This is a genomic window from Arthrobacter sp. G.S.26, assembly GCF_050847375.1.
GTDB lineage: Bacteria > Actinomycetota > Actinomycetes > Actinomycetales > Micrococcaceae > Arthrobacter.
Map to the genome: position 1 here is coordinate 2,002,832 of NZ_CP193752.1, position 17,839 is coordinate 2,020,670.

General features: G+C 66.3%; 13 protein-coding genes. 7 read left to right on the plus strand and 6 right to left on the minus strand.

What is annotated here, in order from left to right:
- The first annotated feature begins 8 nt into the window (after positions 1 to 8).
- A complete protein-coding gene (gene rpsA / locus ACRB8A_RS09060; RefSeq protein WP_050687814.1) occupies positions 9 to 1,487 on the plus strand; it encodes a 30S ribosomal protein S1 in 1,479 nt (492 codons plus the stop codon).
- A 67-nt stretch (positions 1,488 to 1,554) separates the two neighbouring features.
- On the opposite strand, the gene ACRB8A_RS09065 is transcribed toward rpsA, so the two are convergent.
- The 3 genes from ACRB8A_RS09065 to ACRB8A_RS09075 all read right to left on the minus strand — a co-directional run bounded on the left by ACRB8A_RS09065 (position 1,555) and on the right by ACRB8A_RS09075 (position 4,406).
- Positions 1,555 to 3,126: a DUF222 domain-containing protein gene (locus ACRB8A_RS09065; protein ID WP_432245989.1), complete on the minus strand. Its 1,572-nt coding sequence runs from the start codon at positions 3,124 to 3,126 to the stop codon at positions 1,555 to 1,557.
- Between the two features lie 97 nt (positions 3,127 to 3,223).
- Positions 3,224 to 3,724 (minus strand): GNAT family N-acetyltransferase, encoded by a 501-nt coding sequence (locus tag ACRB8A_RS09070; RefSeq protein ID WP_050684789.1) that lies wholly within the window; start codon positions 3,722 to 3,724, stop codon positions 3,224 to 3,226.
- Positions 3,714 to 4,406: an IMPACT family protein gene (locus ACRB8A_RS09075; RefSeq protein ID WP_432245990.1), complete on the minus strand. Its 693-nt coding sequence runs from the start codon at positions 4,404 to 4,406 to the stop codon at positions 3,714 to 3,716. Before ACRB8A_RS09075 ends, ACRB8A_RS09070 begins: the two co-directional genes overlap by 11 nt.
- A gap of 70 nt (positions 4,407 to 4,476) precedes the next feature.
- Between ACRB8A_RS09075 and coaE the strand changes: the two genes are divergently transcribed.
- The 4 genes from coaE (at position 4,477) to ACRB8A_RS09095 (ending at position 10,550) form a co-directional block, all read left to right on the plus strand.
- The gene (gene coaE / locus ACRB8A_RS09080; protein WP_050684791.1) at positions 4,477 to 5,691 is read left to right on the plus strand and encodes a dephospho-CoA kinase; all 1,215 of its coding nucleotides are present in this window, start codon (positions 4,477 to 4,479) and stop codon (positions 5,689 to 5,691) included.
- A gap of 81 nt (positions 5,692 to 5,772) precedes the next feature.
- Positions 5,773 to 7,887 carry an excinuclease ABC subunit UvrB gene (gene uvrB, locus ACRB8A_RS09085; RefSeq protein ID WP_050684792.1) on the plus strand — a complete coding sequence of 705 codons (2,115 nt, stop codon included), beginning with the start codon at positions 5,773 to 5,775 and terminating at the stop codon, positions 7,885 to 7,887.
- Between the two features lie 210 nt (positions 7,888 to 8,097).
- Entirely contained in the window at positions 8,098 to 9,120 is a 1,023-nt protein-coding gene (locus ACRB8A_RS09090) for a TerC family protein (protein ID WP_050684793.1), read from the plus strand.
- A 98-nt stretch (positions 9,121 to 9,218) separates the two neighbouring features.
- On the plus strand, positions 9,219 to 10,550 hold the full coding sequence (locus ACRB8A_RS09095; RefSeq protein ID WP_432245991.1) for an MFS transporter: 1,332 nt from the start codon (positions 9,219 to 9,221) through the stop codon (positions 10,548 to 10,550).
- Here the strand turns inward: ACRB8A_RS09095 and ACRB8A_RS09100 are convergent.
- The 3 genes from ACRB8A_RS09100 to ACRB8A_RS09110 all read right to left on the minus strand — a co-directional run bounded on the left by ACRB8A_RS09100 (position 10,536) and on the right by ACRB8A_RS09110 (position 14,995).
- Positions 10,536 to 11,879: an alpha/beta fold hydrolase gene (locus tag ACRB8A_RS09100; protein ID WP_056600426.1), complete on the minus strand. Its 1,344-nt coding sequence runs from the start codon at positions 11,877 to 11,879 to the stop codon at positions 10,536 to 10,538. The genes ACRB8A_RS09095 and ACRB8A_RS09100 overlap by 15 nt on opposite strands.
- Complete coding sequence (locus ACRB8A_RS09105; protein ID WP_056600425.1) at positions 11,872 to 12,372, minus strand: GNAT family N-acetyltransferase; 501 nt, start codon at positions 12,370 to 12,372, stop codon at positions 11,872 to 11,874. Before ACRB8A_RS09105 ends, ACRB8A_RS09100 begins: the two co-directional genes overlap by 8 nt.
- Positions 12,373 to 12,451: 79 nt before the next feature.
- A complete protein-coding gene (locus tag ACRB8A_RS09110) occupies positions 12,452 to 14,995 on the minus strand; it encodes a DEAD/DEAH box helicase (protein WP_432245992.1) in 2,544 nt (847 codons plus the stop codon).
- 95 nt (positions 14,996 to 15,090) lie between these two features.
- On the opposite strand from ACRB8A_RS09110, the gene ACRB8A_RS09115 reads away from it, so the two are divergent.
- Entirely contained in the window at positions 15,091 to 15,864 is a 774-nt protein-coding gene (locus ACRB8A_RS09115; RefSeq protein WP_056600470.1) for a trans-aconitate 2-methyltransferase, read from the plus strand.
- Positions 15,865 to 16,018: 154 nt separating this feature from the next.
- Positions 16,019 to 17,773: an ABC transporter ATP-binding protein gene (locus ACRB8A_RS09120; RefSeq protein WP_432246028.1), complete on the plus strand. Its 1,755-nt coding sequence runs from the start codon at positions 16,019 to 16,021 to the stop codon at positions 17,771 to 17,773.
- The last annotated feature ends 66 nt before the right edge of the window (positions 17,774 to 17,839 follow it).

The window sequence follows — 17,839 nt, forward strand, 5'->3', positions numbered from 1 at the left end:
CCTACTACATGACCATCACCTCCACCGAGAAGCCCGGTACCCCCGTAGTCGCAATTAACGACATCGGTACCGCTGAGGACTTCCTCGCAGCTGTCGACGCGACCATCAAGTACTTCAACGACGGAGACCTCGTCGAAGGTACCGTCGTTAAGGTCGACCGCGACGAAGTTCTGCTCGACATCGGTTACAAAACCGAAGGTGTCATCCCCTCCCGCGAGCTTTCCATCAAGCACGACGTTGATCCCGGAGACGTTGTCTCCGTTGGCGATCAGGTCGAAGCCCTGGTGCTCACCAAGGAAGACAAAGAAGGCCGCCTGATCCTCTCCAAGAAGCGCGCTCAGTACGAGCGTGCCTGGGGCGACATCGAGAAGGTCAAGGAAGAAGACGGTGTCGTCACCGGTACCGTCATCGAGGTTGTCAAGGGTGGTCTTATCCTCGACATCGGTCTGCGCGGCTTCCTGCCCGCATCCCTCGTCGAGATGCGCCGTGTGCGCGACCTGGCTCCGTACATCGGTCAGCAGATCGAAGCCAAGATCATCGAGCTGGACAAGAACCGCAACAACGTGGTTCTGTCCCGCCGTGCATGGCTCGAGCAGACCCAGTCCGAGGTTCGCTCCACGTTCCTCAACAAGCTGGAAAAGGGCCAGGTTCGTCCCGGCGTCGTTTCCTCCATCGTCAACTTCGGTGCATTCGTGGACCTGGGCGGCGTAGACGGCCTCGTTCACGTTTCCGAGCTGTCCTGGAAGCACATCGACCACCCGTCCGAGGTTGTCGAAGTTGGCCAGGAAGTCACCGTCGAGGTTCTCGAAGTCGACCTGGACCGCGAGCGTGTTTCCCTGTCGCTCAAGGCTACGCAGGAAGATCCGTGGCAGACCTTCGCCCGCACCCACGCCCTGGGCCAGGTTGTGCCGGGTAAGGTCACCAAGCTGGTTCCGTTCGGTGCGTTTGTCCGCGTCGAAGACGGCATCGAAGGCCTGGTCCACATCTCCGAGCTCGCCGTGCGCCACGTTGAGCTGGCCGAGCAGGTTGTCTCCGTTGGTGACGAACTGTTCGTCAAGGTCATCGACATCGACCTGGAACGCCGCCGCATCTCGCTGTCCCTCAAGCAGGCCAACGAGGGCGTCGACGCCGACAGCACCGAATTCGATCCGGCTCTCTACGGCATGGCCGCTGAGTACGACGAAGAGGGCAACTACAAGTACCCCGAGGGCTTCGATCCGGAGTCCAACGAGTGGCTTGAAGGCTACGAGAACCAGCGCGCCGCCTGGGAGCAGCAGTACGCTGACGCCCAGACCCGTTGGGAAGCCCACAAGAAGCAGGTTACCCAGCACGCCGCCGACGACGCTGCAGCAGCAACGTCCGGTGACAGCGATTCCGGCACCACCAGCTACTCCTCGGAGCCGGCTGCAGAGTCCAACGCCGGCGCAGGTACCCTTGCATCCGACGAGGCACTCGCCGCACTGCGCGAAAAGCTCACCGGCAACTAGTTGCCACCGGCGCCAGCTAACGGCGCCAACACAACAGGCCTTCACCTCTGGTGGGGGCCTGTTGTGTTTAACACTTGGCCAGGTCTCGGGGTATCCAGCTTGCGGCTCCCTGCGGGAGCGGCGTACCCGGTTTCGTCCCGCGGATTCGTTGGAGCCGGCGCCGCTTAAGTTGTCGGAGCAATGAGGGTGTACCCGCTCTGGGCATGGCCTCGATGGTGCGCGGCCCCGGTGTCAGCGATGTTCCTGGTGGTGGGGGTGCGGTTGAGTGGTAGGTGTGGCCGGTGGGGGTGGTGAGTTGGGTGTGGTGCCTGGGTCGGCCTTGGGGTGGGGGTGTGGGTGGTGGAGTTGCGGGTGGGCGTGCGGTGGTGTTCCAGCCGGGTTGTTCTTTGGTGTGGTTGCAGGCTTCGCAGAGTCCGGCGCCGTTCTCAATTGTGGTGGGTCCGCCGTTGTGCCAGGGCAGGATGTGGTCGTGGTGGCGGATGGGGGCGTCGCAGTAGGGGGTGCGGCAGGTGTCGTCGCGGACTTCGATAAGCCGGCGCAGGGCTGGTGGGAAGAGGCGGGCGGTGGAGTCCATGGCGATGAGGTCTCCGGTGCTTGGGGCTGTGTAGAGCCGCCGGACCCAGGTCTTCAACTTTGCCGCGTCGGGGTTGCGGGTTTTTGTCCCGTGGCGGGCGAGGTGCCTGGCCCAGCCGGCGGGGATGGTTCCGTAGCCGGGGAGCCGGGCGGGTTCGCTGTCGGCCTGCAGGAGGGTCCGGTCGGTCATCACGAGGTTGATGGTGATCCCGGTGATTCCGCCGGGGGTACCGGTGATGCGTTCGACGAGGGTGTCGGCCATGATCTGGGCGCGGGTCCGGGGATCGCCGGTGGACTTTAGGGTGTCGGCTTCCCGGGTGAGGGCGGTGTAGGTGGCGACGCCTTCGGCCACGGGCAGGAGGGCGGTGAGGAGGGTCATGGTGTCCGGTGCGGGGCGGAGGCTGACGCGTCTGCCGTTGGCGGCGCGGGTGGCGCGTTGGGTGACGGAGAGCGGGTCCAGCCGGTACGCGGCGGCTTTGGTGGCGGTGGTGATGGTCCTGTTTCCGGCTCCGTGGAAGGTCCCGGTGTCCGGGGCGAGTTCTTCGTCGACGGCGGCCCGGTCCGCGGCGGTGAGGCAGGCTGTTTCCTTGGCGATCAGGGTGGCCCGCCATTCGCTGAGCTGGCCGGTATCCAGGGCGGTAAGGGTGTGCGGCATTTCCGTCACGAGTGCGCGGGCCAGTCCCAGGTAACGGCTGCCCCGGTTGGGGGATTCGCGTCGGGCCAACGCGATCTGCGCCGCGACGCCTTGGCCCTGCTCTGCGGCGGGGACCCCGGCCCCGGCCTGGCGCTGCCGTTCGAGGTGGTCAAAGGCGATGCTAAGGCGGGCCTGCGCCGCGGCCGCAGTGGATTTCAGGTCCTCCAACCCACGGATCTGGTCAATCAGGCCCGCACCCGTGGCCGCCGGACGCAAGGACCGCACCCCGGCCACCAAATCCTGCACCCCGGCCCCATGGGCGGCTGGCCGCACCGAACCAGCCCCGGCAACCATGCCCTGCACTCCCGCACCGTGGAAAGCGGCGGTGCCACTCGGCGTCGTCGGCGTCAGGTAATCCTGGGGCCTTTCCATACCTGAATTCTCCCAGCACCCTACGACAATCCAGGGGACCTTGAAACGTTCCCCAAAGGCACACGTGACATCAACAGCCGGTAGGGAAAGCACCCGGCTAAAGGACGAACCCGGCGCTCACCGCTCCCTCAGGATCGGGTTCAAGAGTGGCCCCGGCCGCAGCAAGCAGGTGCTGCGCAACGACGTTCCCCCCGGTGGTCGAAGCGGATAAGCGGGACACGCCGGCAGCCCGTGCTGCAGCCAGCACCAGCGCCAATGCTGCCGACCCGATGCCCCGGCCCCGATAACTCCTGCCCAGCCAGATCCCGGTTTCGGCCTCCCCAGCCCCGGCGCCCGTGGCTTCGGCTGCCGGAATCCGTTTGAGCCGCACGGATCCTGCTAACTCCCCGTTGGCCATAACTGCCCACGATTTCTCGCCGGACGGGCCATCCAGGCCGGTCGCCGAACGGTGGTACGCCAAAAACCACTCATGCCGTTCGTGGTTCCAGCCCGGACCGCCCAGCGGGGGAGTCACCTCGTCCGGGGCCGCGTCCCGCACCGCGAGTTCCCACAGGCCGGTCAGGACCGATTCGTCCACATCTGCGAGTTCAACTGCCATGCGCAGTGTCCACCCATTCGGTTCCTTCGAGCGTCAGGGTCGCGGTTCCGGCCGTCAGCGACTGCAGGCGGTGGTTGGCGGCGTCGATCGCCTCCGCGTCGTCCGGGAGGGCCAGTCGCAGGATGGTGTGGCTGCCTCCGTATGCGGTTTGCCCCAGGGTGAACCCCGCAGTCCGCAGGTCATTCTCCAGCCGCCCCGCATGCCCCGGCGGCACGGAGGTGGAACAGATCCGCAGCCGGTTCCTGTGCGTCAGAGGTGCCAGTGCCAGCGCCGTGGACACAGACTCCGAATATGCCCTGACCAGGCCCCCGGCGCCCAGCAGCACACCACCAAAATAGCGGACGACGACGGCTGTAACGTCGCTGAGGTCCGTCACCCCGGGCAGCGTCTCCCTTTTCGCCAGCGCTTCCAGCATGGGAGCACCGGCGGTTCCGGATGGCTCGCCGTCGTCGTTGGAACGCTGGACGGTCCGGTCCGGACCCACAATAAAGGCGGAGCAGTGATGGCGGGCGTCGTGGAATTCGCGGCGCAATTCGGCCACGAGGTCCCTGGCCGCAGTTTCGTCAGGCGTCCGCCGAAGGACAGTGATGAACCGGGAGCGGCGGATCTCCAGTTCATGCCGGAAATCGTCGCCTGCAGCTAGCGTGGTGTACCGGGTGGCGCGGCTCTCCTGCTCTTGCACCGCTCAAGTGTAGTACGGGCAGCGGGGCCGGTTCCCGGGGGTTGCCCGGCAACGGCGATAGTGTTGAAGTGTGCTGAAAATCGGTTTGACGGGCGGCATCGCCTCCGGGAAGTCCATGGTGGCCACGCGCCTGAGGGAGTTGGGTGCCGTCCTGGTGGATGCCGACGCCCTGGCCCGCGAGGTGGTGGAGCCGGGGACTCCGGGGCTGCGGCGCATCGTTGCTGAGTTCGGAGCGGCCATGCTGGACGACGGCGGCCGGCTGGACCGGGCCAAGCTGGGCGCCGTGGTGTTCGGTGAGCCCGGGCGCCTGGCGGCCCTTAATGGAATCGTCCATCCGCTGGTCCGGGCCCGGTCCGCGGAACTCGTGGCAGCTGCCCCCGAAGGTTCTGTAGTGGTCCAGGACATTCCCCTGCTGGTGGAAACCGGGCAGGGGAGCGCCTTCCACCTGGTTCTGGTGGTGGATGCACCGGAAGAAGTGCGCGTGCGGCGGATGGTGGAACACCGCGGGATGACGGAGATGGAGGCGCGGTCGCGGCTGGCCGCCCAGGCCAGCCGGGATGAACGGCTGGCGGCTGCAGATGTGGTTCTCGACAACTCGGGCGGGCGTGGGGATGTCCTCGATCGGGTGGACAGGCTGTGGGCGGACCGCCTGCTGCCCTTTGCGCACAACCTCGCCGCGGGTGTCCGGGCCTCACGAAACAGCGGTCCGGTGCAGGAGCCGTACCGGGACAGCTGGCCACTCCAGGCCGCCCGGCTGGGCGGCCGCATCCGGGCGGCCGCGCCGGATGAGATCCGGGCCGTGGACCACATCGGTTCAACATCCGTTCCTGGGCTCGGTGCCAAGGACGTCATCGACCTCCAGGTCACCGTTCCCGACCTTGCCGCAGCGGATCGGATCGCGGAACTCCTGGCCGCCGCCGGGTTCCCCCGGGTCCCCGGCGTTAACCGCGACACTCCCAAACCCCCCGAGACTGACAGCGCCCGGTGGCAGAAGCGCTTCCATGCCAACGCGGACCCCGGCCGCGACGTCAACGTGCACGTCCGTGCCGTGAATTCGCCGGGATGGCGCTATGCCCTGATGTTCCGCGACTGGCTCCGCGCCGATCCCGGGGCCGCTGCCCGCTATGCAGAGCATAAAAACGTGCTGGCCAACCAGTTCGCCGGCGCCGGCACCACCCGCGGTTATGCCGAGGCGAAAGAGCCGTGGTTCACGGACGAAGCCTGGCCCCGGATGACCGAATGGGCTGCCCGCTCCGGCTGGGCGCCGCCGTCGTACACTCCCTGATGGCTGTCCGGGCGGGCACCGGATGTTCGCCGGTAACGGACTGGCAGCCTGACTGTCGGTGCCCGGTTGTAGATTAGATGCATGAGCCTTGCGCAGGAAATAAACCGTGTTGTTTCGCCCTTCGAAGTCATCAGCGAGTTCAAACCTGCAGGCGACCAGCCGGCGGCCATCAAGGAGCTCACCGAACGTATCAAGAACGGCGAGAAGGACGTGGTGCTCCTGGGCGCCACGGGTACCGGTAAAAGCGCCACCACCGCCTGGCTCATCGAGCAGGTGCAGCGCCCCACCCTGGTGATGGTGCAGAACAAGACCCTTGCCGCGCAGCTGGCCAACGAATTCCGCGAGCTGCTGCCCAACAATGCGGTGGAGTACTTCGTCTCCTACTACGACTATTACCAGCCTGAAGCGTACGTGGCCCAGACGGACACCTTCATTGAGAAGGACTCGTCCATCAACGAGGAAGTCGAGCGGCTCCGGCACTCCGCCACCAACGCGCTCCTCACCCGCCGCGACGTCATCGTGGTGGCCACTGTGTCCTGCATCTACGGCCTGGGCACGCCGGAAGAGTACATCGCCGGCATGGTGACCCTGCGCAAGGGTGCCGAAATGAACCGGGATGACCTCCTGCGCAAATTCGTCTCCATGCAGTACGCCCGCAATGACATGGACTTCCACCGCGGCACGTTCCGCGTCCGTGGCGATACCGTGGAAATCATCCCCATGTATGAGGAACTCGCCATCCGGATCGAATTCTTTGGCGACGAAATCGAGAACATCCAGACCCTCCATCCGCTCACCGGTGAGGTGCTCCGGGAAGAGGACGAAATGTACGTCTTCCCCGCCTCCCACTATGTGGCCGGACCCGAGCGGATGGCCCGCGCCATCAAGCGGATTGAGGATGAGCTTGCCGAACGGCTCCAGGTGCTGGAGAGCCAGAACAAACTCGTCGAGGCCCAGCGGCTGCGGATGCGGACCACCTACGACCTTGAAATGATGCAGCAGATGGGGTTCTGCAACGGCATCGAGAACTATTCCTCCCACATCGACGGCCGCGCCCGCGGCACCGCACCGCACTGCCTGATCGACTACTTCCCGGACGACTTCCTCTTGGTGGTGGACGAATCACACGTGACCATTCCCCAGATCGGCGCCATGTACGAAGGCGACATGTCCCGCAAGCGCAACCTGGTGGACTTCGGGTTCCGGCTGCCGTCCGCCATGGACAACCGGCCGCTGAAGTGGGACGAGTTCCTGGACCGGGTAGGCCAGACCGTCTATCTCTCCGCCACCCCCGGCAAGTACGAACTGGGCAAGGCGGACGGCTTTGTGCAGCAGATCATCCGGCCCACGGGCCTGATCGATCCTGAGGTGGTGGTCAAGCCCACCAAGGGCCAGATCGACGACCTTCTGGGCGAGATCCGGACCCGGGTAGAGAAAAACGAACGCATCCTGGTCACCACCCTCACCAAGCGCATGGCGGAGGATCTTACGGACTACCTCCTGGGGCACGGGATCAAGGTCGAGTACCTGCACTCGGACGTGGACACCCTCCGCCGGGTGGAACTGCTGCGTGAACTCCGGATGGGCAGCTTCGATGTCCTGGTGGGCATCAACCTGCTGAGGGAAGGCCTGGACCTGCCCGAAGTGTCCCTGGTCAGCATCCTCGATGCGGACAAGGAAGGCTTCCTCCGGTCCTCGACCTCGCTGATCCAGACCATTGGCCGTGCCGCCCGCAACGTCTCCGGCCAGGTCCATATGTACGCGGACCGGATCACGGACTCCATGGCGCACGCCATCGATGAAACCAACCGGCGCCGTGCCATCCAGGTGGCCTATAACACCGAACGTGGCATCGACCCGCAGCCCCTGCGGAAGAAAATCGCGGACATCACCGACCAGCTCGCCAAGGAAGACGCCGACACCGATGCGCTGCTGGGCAGCTTCGACTACGGCAAGGGCAAGCGCGGGATCACGGGGGCAAACAAGGGCGGCGCGAAGAAGGGCTCAGCCCAGGTCCGCGCGGACGGGCTCGCTGCGGCGCCGGCCGAGGATCTGGTGGGGCTGATCGCACAGCTCACCGAGCAGATGCATGGCGCAGCCGCCGATCTTCAGTTCGAGGTGGCCGCACGGATCCGCGACGAAGTCGGCGAGCTGAAGAAGGAACTGCGCCAGATGCAGGCAGCCGGGCACGCCTGACCGCCACGTCATCTTGGGTGGGCCGGGGTCCTTTGGTGCCGGTCTGGGTTACAGTTAACGTCGCGTAGGGGAGTATCCCGAGTGCTACGATCGTCAACACGCAGGGCATGGTTGCCCCGCCGGGCGTAGCGGGCCGCCACATCAGCACCAAGTGCATCGGCAGGCCGGAGAGACTTACACGACTTTTCCGTACCCTGCGAAAGGCTACCTGTGCTCGATTTGCCCGTATGGTTCGAGGTTGGCTCGTTTGTCATCCTCGGCCTGATCCTCCTGATTGACCTCCTCCTGGTGGTGCGTCGTCCGCACGAACCCTCCATGAAGGAAGCCGGCCTCTGGGTGGCCTTCTACGTCAGCCTCGCGCTGGTGTTTGCCGGTGCCATGTTCTTCTTCACCGGCCCTGAATTCGGCGGCCAGTTTGTGGCCGGCTGGGTCACGGAGTACAGCCTCAGCATCGACAACCTCTTTGTCTTCATCATCATCATGGCCAGGTTCTCCGTACCCCGGAAGTACCAGCAGGAAGTCCTGATGGTAGGCATCATCATCGCCTTGATCCTCCGCGGCATCTTCATTCTGCTCGGCGCCATTGTGATCGAACAGTTCAGCTGGGTCTTCTACATCTTCGGTGCGTTCCTGCTGTGGACCGCCTGGAAGCAGGCACAGGACGAAGGTGAGGACGAGGAGGACAAGGAAAACCCGCTCATCGCCCGGATCCGCAAGATCATCCCGATGTCGGAGAAATTCGATGAAGGCAAGCTGCGCACCACCGTGAACGGCAAAAAGGTCTTCACCCCGATGCTGATCGTGTTCATCACCATCGGCCTCACCGACCTGCTGTTTGCCGTTGACTCCATCCCGGCCATCTTCGGCCTCACGCAGAGCCCCTTTATTGTGTTCACCGCAAACCTGTTCGCCCTCATGGGCCTCCGCCAGCTGTACTTCCTGCTGGGTGGCCTCATGAACCGCCTGATCTACCTGAAGCACGCACTGTCGTTCATCCTGGCGTTCATCGGCGTCAAGCTGGTCCTGCACGCCATGCACGTGAACGAGCTGCCCTTCATCAACGGCGGCAACCACATTGAATGGGCCCCGGAGATCCCCACCTTTGTGTCCCTCGCAGTCATCGTCGGCACCATCATTGTCGCCGTCGTCGCCAGCCTGCTGAGCTCCAAAGCCAAGGACGCCCACGTGGACCCGCGGCTCGAGGAAGACGCCCGCAAGAGCCACAGCGACTAACACCCGCAGGCACAGCACCACAGCAATCCCGGCCGCACCTGCGGCCGGGATTGCTGCTTTAAACGCCATGCGCCGAGGGCTGGGGCTATGCTTCCAGCATGGCCGCCAGAACCCCCTCGGACCCCGACGTGCGCCGCATTCAACAGCGCACGGTGGCACTGTTGGCCGGCGCCCAGGTCTTCGGCGGCATCGGCGCAGGAGCAACGGTCTCCATCGGCTCCATCCTCGCCGTGGAGCTCTCCGGGTCCAGCGCCTGGGCAGGAGTGGTGGCCACCGCCATGACCCTCGGTGCAGCCGTGGCCGCCGTTCCCCTGGCGGCGTTGGCAGACCGGAGCGGCCGGCGGATCAGCCAGGTGGCCGGACTGTTGACTGCCTTTGGCGGCACCGTCCTGATGGTCCTGGCAACGGTGACCGGCCTGTTCCCTTTGCTGCTGCTGGGTGCGGCTGGAATTGGCGTGGGTTCGGCCGCAGGCCTGCAGGCACGGTTTGCCGCCGTGGACCTTGCGGCGGCCGGGAGCCGGGGGAAGGCGCTGTCCACTGTGGTGTGGGCAGTGACAGTAGGTGCCGTTGCCGGACCGAACCTGATCCGGCCCGGTGCCGCGGTGGGGTTGGCCTTGGGCCTGCCGTCCACCGCGGGACCGTTCGTCATCTCAGGCACCGGCCTGCTCGTCGCCGTCGTCATCGTCTTCGCCGGACTCCGCCCGGACCCGCTGCAGCTGGCCAGGGAACTTGCCGCCGCCGTGCCCCGCGCCCCCGCCAAAGCTGAAGATCCCGTGGGGGGAAAAGGGTCCCTGGCCAGGGGCTTCCGGGCCATCCAAGGCTCCGCGGGTGCCCGGCTGGCCGTTGCCGCGGTTGTCGCCGCCCACGCAGTAATGGTGGGCATCATGTCCATGACGCCGCTGCACCTGCAGCACGTGGTGGAAGGACCCGCCGCCTCGCAGGCCGGGCACCATGCGTCAGCCGACGCCCTGGTTGTCATTGGCTTCACCATTTCCCTGCACATCGCCGGCATGTATGCCCTCTCGCCGGTGATGGGCTGGCTGACCGACCGGGCAGGCCGGATCCAGACCATCATGATCGGGCTTACGCTGCTGCTGGGCGCGGCGGCCGTGGCCGGCCTCGGCCAGGGCTCCACCACCGCCGTAGCCGTGGGCCTCGTGCTGTTGGGCATGGGCTGGTCGGCGGCCACGGTGGCCGGGTCCACGCTCTTGGCCGAAAGTGTGGACCCGGACTCCCGCGTGGTGGTCCAGGGGGTGTCCGACATGCTGATGGGCGCCGCCGGTGCGGTGGGTGGTGCCGTCTCCGGGCTTGTGCTCAGCTGGGCAGGCTATCCGGGCCTGAACATGCTGGGCGCAGTGATCGGGGCAGGTGTCCTGGCCGTGGCCTTCCTCTCGCTGGCAGCGCGGCGCAGGCAGTCAGCGCCGGACTGACCGGACCATTCCCAGCAGCCGGCCGAAAATGGCTTCGCCGTCGTCGGCAATTCCGTCGTGGTGGAAGTCTGCAGTCTCCCAGACCTGCAGCCCGCGGACGGCTGAGGCGGTGCCCAGGGACAAGTCCCGGTCCACATAGATGTCCTCCGCATACACGGCGGCAGCCACGGGCACCGTGTTTGCAGCCAGCCGGTCGACGTCGTACAGCGGCGCCCAGTCCTCCTTCGCCGCCAGCAGTTCCGCGACGCCGCGCAGGGGCTGCAGCGCCGGGTCCTGGTCGAAGTACCACGGGTAGACCATTTCGCCCGTCAGTAGGACGTGGTCGGCGTCCGGCCGGAACTGCGGGTACTCGGCGAGGACCCGCCAGGCGGCCCACGCGGTGGCTGAACCCTGGCCGTAGATGGATTCGTGCACCACTGCGTACAGCGGGTTTGAGCGGCGGGAAACGATGCCGTGCACCTGCTCGAGGAAGGCGTCCGAAAGGCGGGTGCCGCCGTCGGCCGCGACGAACGCATCTTCCAGGAGGTGGTGCAGCGCGTCGACCCGGGTGTTGCCGCCCAGGAAGGAGCCCACCATCTGGAACCGTTCAACGGTGAGGACGCTGCCGTCCGGCAGCGTTTCGGCAGTGCTCCGCAGGTGCCGGGCAATCCGGTCCACCGTGTCCCGGTCTTCCGGGTACCAGCCGAAGTACTGCGCGTTCCGGGCTGCCACGCGCCGGAAGGTGGCCCGGTAGACGTCCTCCGCAGGTACTGACAGGGGAGCGAGCCCGCCGGTGATCAGGGCTTCCCTGAGGCCCTGCGGCGCAAACGAAAGGTAGGTCAGGGCGCAGAATCCGCCGTAGCTTTGGCCAAAAATGCTCCAGGCCGGCGAGCCCAGCGTGTTCCGGATGAGTTCCGCGTCGGCCACAATCGAATCAGCACGGAAGTTTTCCAGGTAGGCGGCCTGCGCTGCCTCGTCGCCCTGGAGCGCCAGCGTATTCCGGTCGATCGGCGTGGACAGGCCGGTGCCGCGCTGGTCCAGCATCAGGATCCGGAAATCCTTGGCAGCGGCTTTGCTCCAGCCGCCCAGGGACGCAAACCTGTTGCCACGGCCGCCGGGGCCGCCCTGCAGGAACAGCAGCCAGGGCAGGTCTTCCGCTTCCTGGGGGGTGTGCGCCGTGGAAACGTACTCCCGGGCAAATACGGTGATGGTTTCCGAGTCAGTCCCGTGCACCAGCGGCACGGTGAAGTAGTGCTCCACCGTCCGCATGCCGCGGTACTCGTGCCGCGCCTTGACCTGGTGGCCCGCGGTGCGGGCAGGCCCGACAGCCGTCACGGCCGCGTCAGCCATTGACCGCTGCCGGGACGGCCGTGCCGAACTGCGTCAGGGCCGCACCGGTGAGCCGGAACGTGGACCACCCGTCCATGGGGCGGGCGCCGAGGCTCCGGTAGAAGTTGATGGACGGCTCGTTCCAGTCAAGGACGCTCCACTCCACACGGGCGTACCCGTTGGCCAGGGCGATCCCTGCAAGGTGCTGCAGCAGGGCCTTGCCGTGGCCTTCGCCGCGGGCGGCAGGGCTGACGTAGAGGTCCTCCAGGTAGATTCCGTGGACACCTTCCCAGGTGGAGTAGTTCAGGAACCACAGCGCGAACCCCTGGACCTCGCCGGCCGCGTTTTCCGCGATGGCCGCGAAGACACGCGGGTCCGGACCGAACAGGACCTCCTGCAGCATTTCCGGGGTGTTCCGGACGGCGTCAGGCTCTTTTTCGTAGTCGGCCAGTTCGTGGATCATCCGGAGGATTGCAGGTACATCATGCTGGTTTGCGGCGCGGATTACACTCATTGTTCGAGCTTACCGCCGTGACGCCGCAGGACGCGCCGGGCAACGGGTGCCGTGCACCAGGTCCTACAGGCGCCAGGTCCTACAGGCGGTTCACGGCCGTCACGGTAAGGACCGCGGTGCCGGCCTCGTTCGAAGCCGCAAGGTCCACGTCGGCGGAGATGCCCCAGTCGTGGTTCCGGGCGGGGTCGTCAAAGATCTGCCGCACCTTCCACGTGCCGGGCTCCTCGGTGATGATCAACAGGCCGGGTCCGCGGGCATCCGGGCCGGTGCCGATGTCGTTGTGCTCGTCGAAGTAATCGTCAAGGGCATCCTCCCACCGGTCCGCATCGAAGCCGGCAGCGCCGTCCAGCAGGCCCAGCGCAGCGGCATCTTCGTCCGCGAAAAGTTCCACCCGGCGGAACATCTCGTTGCGCACCATTACCCGGAAAGCCCGGATATTGGCGGTCAGCAGCGGAGGCGGCGGCGGCGGAGCGTCGTGCGGGGTGAGCGTGTTGCCGGCGGCCAACTCCTCCCATTCGTCCAGCAGGCTCGAGTCCACCTGGCGCACCATCTCACCCAGCCACGCCACCAGGTCCTCCAGGTCTTCGCGCAGCATGTCCTGCGGCACCGTCTGCCGGAGCGCTTTGAACGCGTCGGACAGGTACCTCAGCACAATGCCCTCGGACCGGGCCAGCCCGTAGAACTGGACGAACTCGCCGAAGTTCATGGCCCGCTCGTACATGTCCCGGACCACGGACTTGGGGGCGAGTTCGAAATCGCCCACCCACGGTGCCGCCTTCCGGTACACCTCGAACGCTTCACCCAGGATCTCGGCAAGGGGCTGCGGATACGTGACCTCCTCCAGCATCGCCATCCGCTGGTCGTATTCGATGCCGTCGGCCTTCATGGCCGCCACAGCCTCGCCGCGGGCCTTCTTCTGCTGGGCGGAAAGGATCTGGCGCGGCTTCTCCAGGGTCGCCTCGATCACGGACACCACGTCCAGGGCGTACGACGGCGACTCCGGATCCAGGAGCTCCAGCGCAGCAAGTGCAAAGGGGGAGAGCGGCTGGTTCAGGGCGAAATTGGCCTGCAGGTGCACGGTCAAACGGACTGTTCGGCCGTCCGGGCCCTGCTCCTGCACGGGAATGCGTTCGATGACCTCGGCCGCCAGCAGCTCCCGGTAAATCCCAAGCGCCTTCTTCATCAGCCGGAGCTGGGAGGACCTGGGCTCGTGGTTTTCCGTCAGCAGCCTGCGGGCGGCCGTGAAGGGGTCGCCCGGCCGCTCCATCAGGTTCATCAGCATGGCGTGGGTCACCGTGAAGCTGGAACCCAGTGGATCAGGAACAGACTCGACGAGACGCTTATAGGTGGGTTCGCCCCAGGAGACAAAACCCTCCGGCGGCTTCTTTTTGACCACCTGGCGCAGCTTCTTCTGGTCATCGCCGAACTTGGCGGTCGCTTTCGCCATGGCCTTCACGTTTTCGGTGACGTGCTCCGGCGCCTGGACCACCACGGTCCCGGCGGTGTCGTAGCCTGCCCGGCCTGCCCGGCCGGCAATCTGGTGGAACTCCCTGGAGTTCAGCAGGCGGGTGCGGACGCCGTCGTACTTGCTCAGGGCGGTGAACAGGACGGTGCGGATGGGCACGTTGATGCCCACACCAAGGGTGTCCGTGCCGCAGATGACTTTCAGCAGTCCTGCCTGGGCGAGCTGTTCCACCAGCCGGCGGTACTTGGGCAGCATGCCGGCGTGGTGCACGCCGATGCCGTGGCGGACCAGCCGGTTCAGGGTCTTCCCGAAGCCGGCGGCGAACCGGAAGCCGGCAATCAGCTCCGCGATTTTGTCCTTTTCCTCGCGGCTGCAGACGTTGATGCTCATCAGCGTCTGGGCCCGGTCGATCGCTTCGATCTGGCTGAAGTGGACCACGTACACGGGGACCTGTCGGGTGGAGAGCAGTTCCTCGAGGGTCTCGTGCACCGGGGTCTGGTGGTAGTAGTTGTGCAGCGGGATGGGCCGCTCGGCGGAGCTCACGGTGGTGGTGGGCCGGCCGGTCAGCTCCGTGAGTCCGTCCTCGAACCGGGCCACATCGCCAAGCGTCGCGGACATCAGGAGGAACTGCGCCTGCGGGAGTTCCAGCAGCGGGACCTGCCAGGCCCAGCCGCGCTGCGGGTCGGAGTAGAAATGGAACTCGTCCATGATCACGGTGCCCAGCTCCGCGGCTGTTCCCTCGCGCAGCGCCACGTTCGCCAGGATCTCCGCGGTGCAGCAGATGATCGGTGCGTCCTGGTTCACCCCGGAGTCCCCGGTGACCATGCCCACGTTTTCCGCGCCGAAGATCTCGCAAAGGGCAAAGAACTTCTCGGACACCAGAGCCTTGATGGGCGCCGTGTAGTAGCTGCGGCGGCCCTGGGCCATCGCCTGGAAATGCGCGGCGATGGCCACCAGGGACTTACCGGAACCTGTGGGGGTGGCCAGGATCACGTTGGCCCCGGTGGCGAGCTCCATGATGGCCTCGTCCTGCGCGGGATACAGCGCCAGGCCCCTGGCCTGCGTCCATTCAACGAACCGCGAATACAGGTCATCGGGGTCGACGGCGGCAGCCGGGTTCAGAGCGGAAAGATCAGTCAGCTGGTCAACGAGTTTCATTGATTTCCAGCTTAGTGCCCCGGTACGCCCCGGAATCCGTTCCGGCCGGGCTAGGCTCGGCAGCATTGCTGCAGCACCAGAAACTGGAGGAAAACATGAAGTGGGATCCGGCGAAGTATGTTCAATTCGGCGATTACCGGGACCGCCCGTTCTTCGACCTCACCGGCAGGGTACACGCCCAGGCCCCGCAGCAGGTGGTGGACCTGGGCTGCGGGCCCGGCAACCTCACCGCAACGCTGGCGGAACGCTGGCCGGCTGCGACCGTGGTGGGCCTGGATTCCTCCCCGGACATGCTCACCAAGGCGGCGGGCCTGGCCGCCGGCGGCCTGCGGTTTGAGCAGGGCGACATCGCGGGCTGGCGGCCCCCGGCCGGGACGGACGTGGTGGTGACCAACGCCGCCCTGCAATGGGTTCCGGGGCACCAGGACCTCATGCGGACCTGGCTTGCCGCACTCCGACCAGGGGCCTGGTTCGCCATGCAGGTGCCCGGCAACTTCAACGCGCCCTCCCATACCCTGATGCGCGGCCTCGCCGCGTCGGAGCGCTGGGCCCCCCAGCTCGCAGGGGTCCTGCGGGGCGGCGAGTCGGTGGGGGAGCCGGCGGAGTATCTGGACCTGCTGCTTGATGCCGGCTTCACCGCCGATGCGTGGGAAACGAGCTACCAGCAACTGCTGCCGGGTGCCGATCCCGTCCTTGAATGGGTCCGCGGCACGGCTCTGCGGCCGGTCATGGCTGCACTGCCCGCTGAAGAGGGCGCCTTGTTCGAGGCCGAATACGCTGCCCTGCTGGCCGAGGCCTATCCGCCGGGCAAACACGGCACGGTCTTTCCCTTCCGCAGGATCTTCGCCGTCGGCCAAAAGAACGGCTGAGGCAGCCGCAGCGCCAGCCTCTACAAGACCGGTCACGCGATATGACACCGGTCGAATGTGATGTGCCCTACAATGACGGAATGGTTGAGGGATGGAGGCTACCGCCCACCCCGGCCATTCGACCTGCACTGGAGGTTCCTTGCTGATTGCGTTGATGGGGCGGCTCCTTCGGGGCCACAAAGCAGCCGTGGTCGCCCTGCTCCTCCTGCAGCTGGTCCAGGCCGGCGCCACGCTCCTGCTTCCCACCATCAACGCCGCGATTATCGATGACGGCATCGTGGCGGGCGACGTCAGCGTGATTTCCCGCCTCGGCCTGGTGATGGCCGCCGTCGCCGCCGTCCAGGCCGCCGCCGCCATCGCTGCCGGGTACCTCGGCGCCGTGGTGGCGATGAAAATCGGTCACGGCCTGCGGGCCCGCATCTTCGACCGGATCCAAGCCCTGTCCTCCCAGGATGTGGCCCTGTTCGGAGCCCAAAGCCTCACCACCCGCGCCACCAACGACACCCAGCAGATCCAGGCGTTCGCGCTGCTGGTGTTCACCATGTTCTTCGCGGCCCCGGCCATGGGAGTGGGCGGCATCGCCCTGGCCCTGCACCAGGATGCGGGCCTGTCCGCAGTGGTGATCGCCATTGTGCCGCTGCTGGTGCTGATCATGTATCTGATCGTCCGGCGGCTCATCCCGTTGTACCGCGAAGGCCAGGACTTCCTGGACCGCGCCGGCGGCATCCTCCGCGAGCAGATCATCGGCGCCATGGTCATCCGGGCGTTTGTCCGCCAGGACCATGAGGTCCAACGGTTCGCCGGCGTGAACAGGAAGCTCACGGCCAACAACCTGCAGTCCGCGCTGCTGGTCGCCGGGATGCTGCCCCTGATCATGCTGGTGGTCAACCTTTCCTCCGTGGCCGTGGTCTGGTTCGGCGGGCACCGGATCCAGGCCGGGCAGATGAACCTTGGCGCATTAACGGCGTTCATCGCCTACATCCTGCAGATCCTGCTGGCCATCATGATGGCCATGTACGTCCTGATGACCGCACCCCGGGCCGCCGTTTGCGCAGAACGGATCACCGCCGTCCTGGACGCCGAACCGTCGGTCACCGATCCCGGCCCGGCCGCCACCGCGCCCCGCAGGTTTCCGGCAGCGCGCCACCTGCAGACACCGTCCCGTGCCGCCGCCGTCGAGTTCCACAACGTTGGCTTCTCCTACCCGGGTGCTGAGGCTCCGGTCCTCGCCGGCGTCTCCTTCACGGCCGCGCCCGGAACCACCACTGCCATCCTGGGATCCACCGGCAGCGGCAAGTCCACCCTCCTGAACCTGGTGCCCCGCTTCCTGGACTCCACAAGCGGCCGGATCAGCCTCGACGGCACGGACATCAAGGACCTGCCGCTGGATGGCCTGCGCCGGAGCATGTCCATCGTCCCCCAGCACTCACACCTCTTTTCCGGCACCATCGCCGCGAACCTGAGGGTGGCTGCGCCGGAGGCCACAGACAGTGAATTGTGGGCGGCGCTGGAAACCGCACAGACCATGCGGTTCATGCGGGACCTGCCCCATGGCCTGGAGACACGCGTGGGCCAGGGAGGCACCAGCCTGTCCGGCGGGCAGCGGCAGCGCCTGTGCATTGCCCGGGCGCTGCTCCGGAAGGCGCCGCTTTACCTGTTCGACGACAGCTTTTCCGCCCTCGACTATGCAACGGACGTCAGGCTGCGCGAAGCACTCCAGTCCAACCTGTCCACGGCCACCGTGATTGTGGTGGCCGAGCGCATTTCGGCGGTGGAGGCCGCTGACCTGGTGCTGGTGCTCGACGGCGGGCACCTGGTGGCGCAGGGGACGCACCTTGAACTGCTGGCAGGGTCCGCCACCTACCGTGAAATCGCGGAATCGCAGCTTGCCCTGGATGGCCGGCAGTGACAGCCGGCGGCAGCGGGGGAGAGGAGCCCGGATTCTGGCCCACCGCGGGCAGGCTGCTGGGCCTGC

Excerpts from the sequence above, each read along its gene's own strand:
- rpsA (WP_050687814.1), top strand. The coding sequence starts at position 9 with ATGACCATCACCTCCACCGAGAAGCCCGGTACCCCCGTAGTCGCAATT.
- ACRB8A_RS09065 (WP_432245989.1), bottom strand. The coding sequence starts at position 3,126 with ATGGAAAGGCCCCAGGATTACCTGACGCCGACGACGCCGAGTGGCACC.
- ACRB8A_RS09070 (WP_050684789.1), bottom strand. The coding sequence starts at position 3,724 with ATGGCAGTTGAACTCGCAGATGTGGACGAATCGGTCCTGACCGGCCTG.
- uvrB (WP_050684792.1), top strand. The coding sequence starts at position 5,773 with ATGAGCCTTGCGCAGGAAATAAACCGTGTTGTTTCGCCCTTCGAAGTC.
- ACRB8A_RS09095 (WP_432245991.1), top strand. The coding sequence starts at position 9,219 with ATGGCCGCCAGAACCCCCTCGGACCCCGACGTGCGCCGCATTCAACAG.
- ACRB8A_RS09100 (WP_056600426.1), bottom strand. The coding sequence starts at position 11,879 with ATGGCTGACGCGGCCGTGACGGCTGTCGGGCCTGCCCGCACCGCGGGC.
- ACRB8A_RS09105 (WP_056600425.1), bottom strand. The coding sequence starts at position 12,372 with ATGAGTGTAATCCGCGCCGCAAACCAGCATGATGTACCTGCAATCCTC.
- ACRB8A_RS09110 (WP_432245992.1), bottom strand. The coding sequence starts at position 14,995 with ATGAAACTCGTTGACCAGCTGACTGATCTTTCCGCTCTGAACCCGGCT.
- ACRB8A_RS09115 (WP_056600470.1), top strand. The coding sequence starts at position 15,091 with ATGAAGTGGGATCCGGCGAAGTATGTTCAATTCGGCGATTACCGGGAC.
- ACRB8A_RS09120 (WP_432246028.1), top strand. The coding sequence starts at position 16,019 with ATGGGGCGGCTCCTTCGGGGCCACAAAGCAGCCGTGGTCGCCCTGCTC.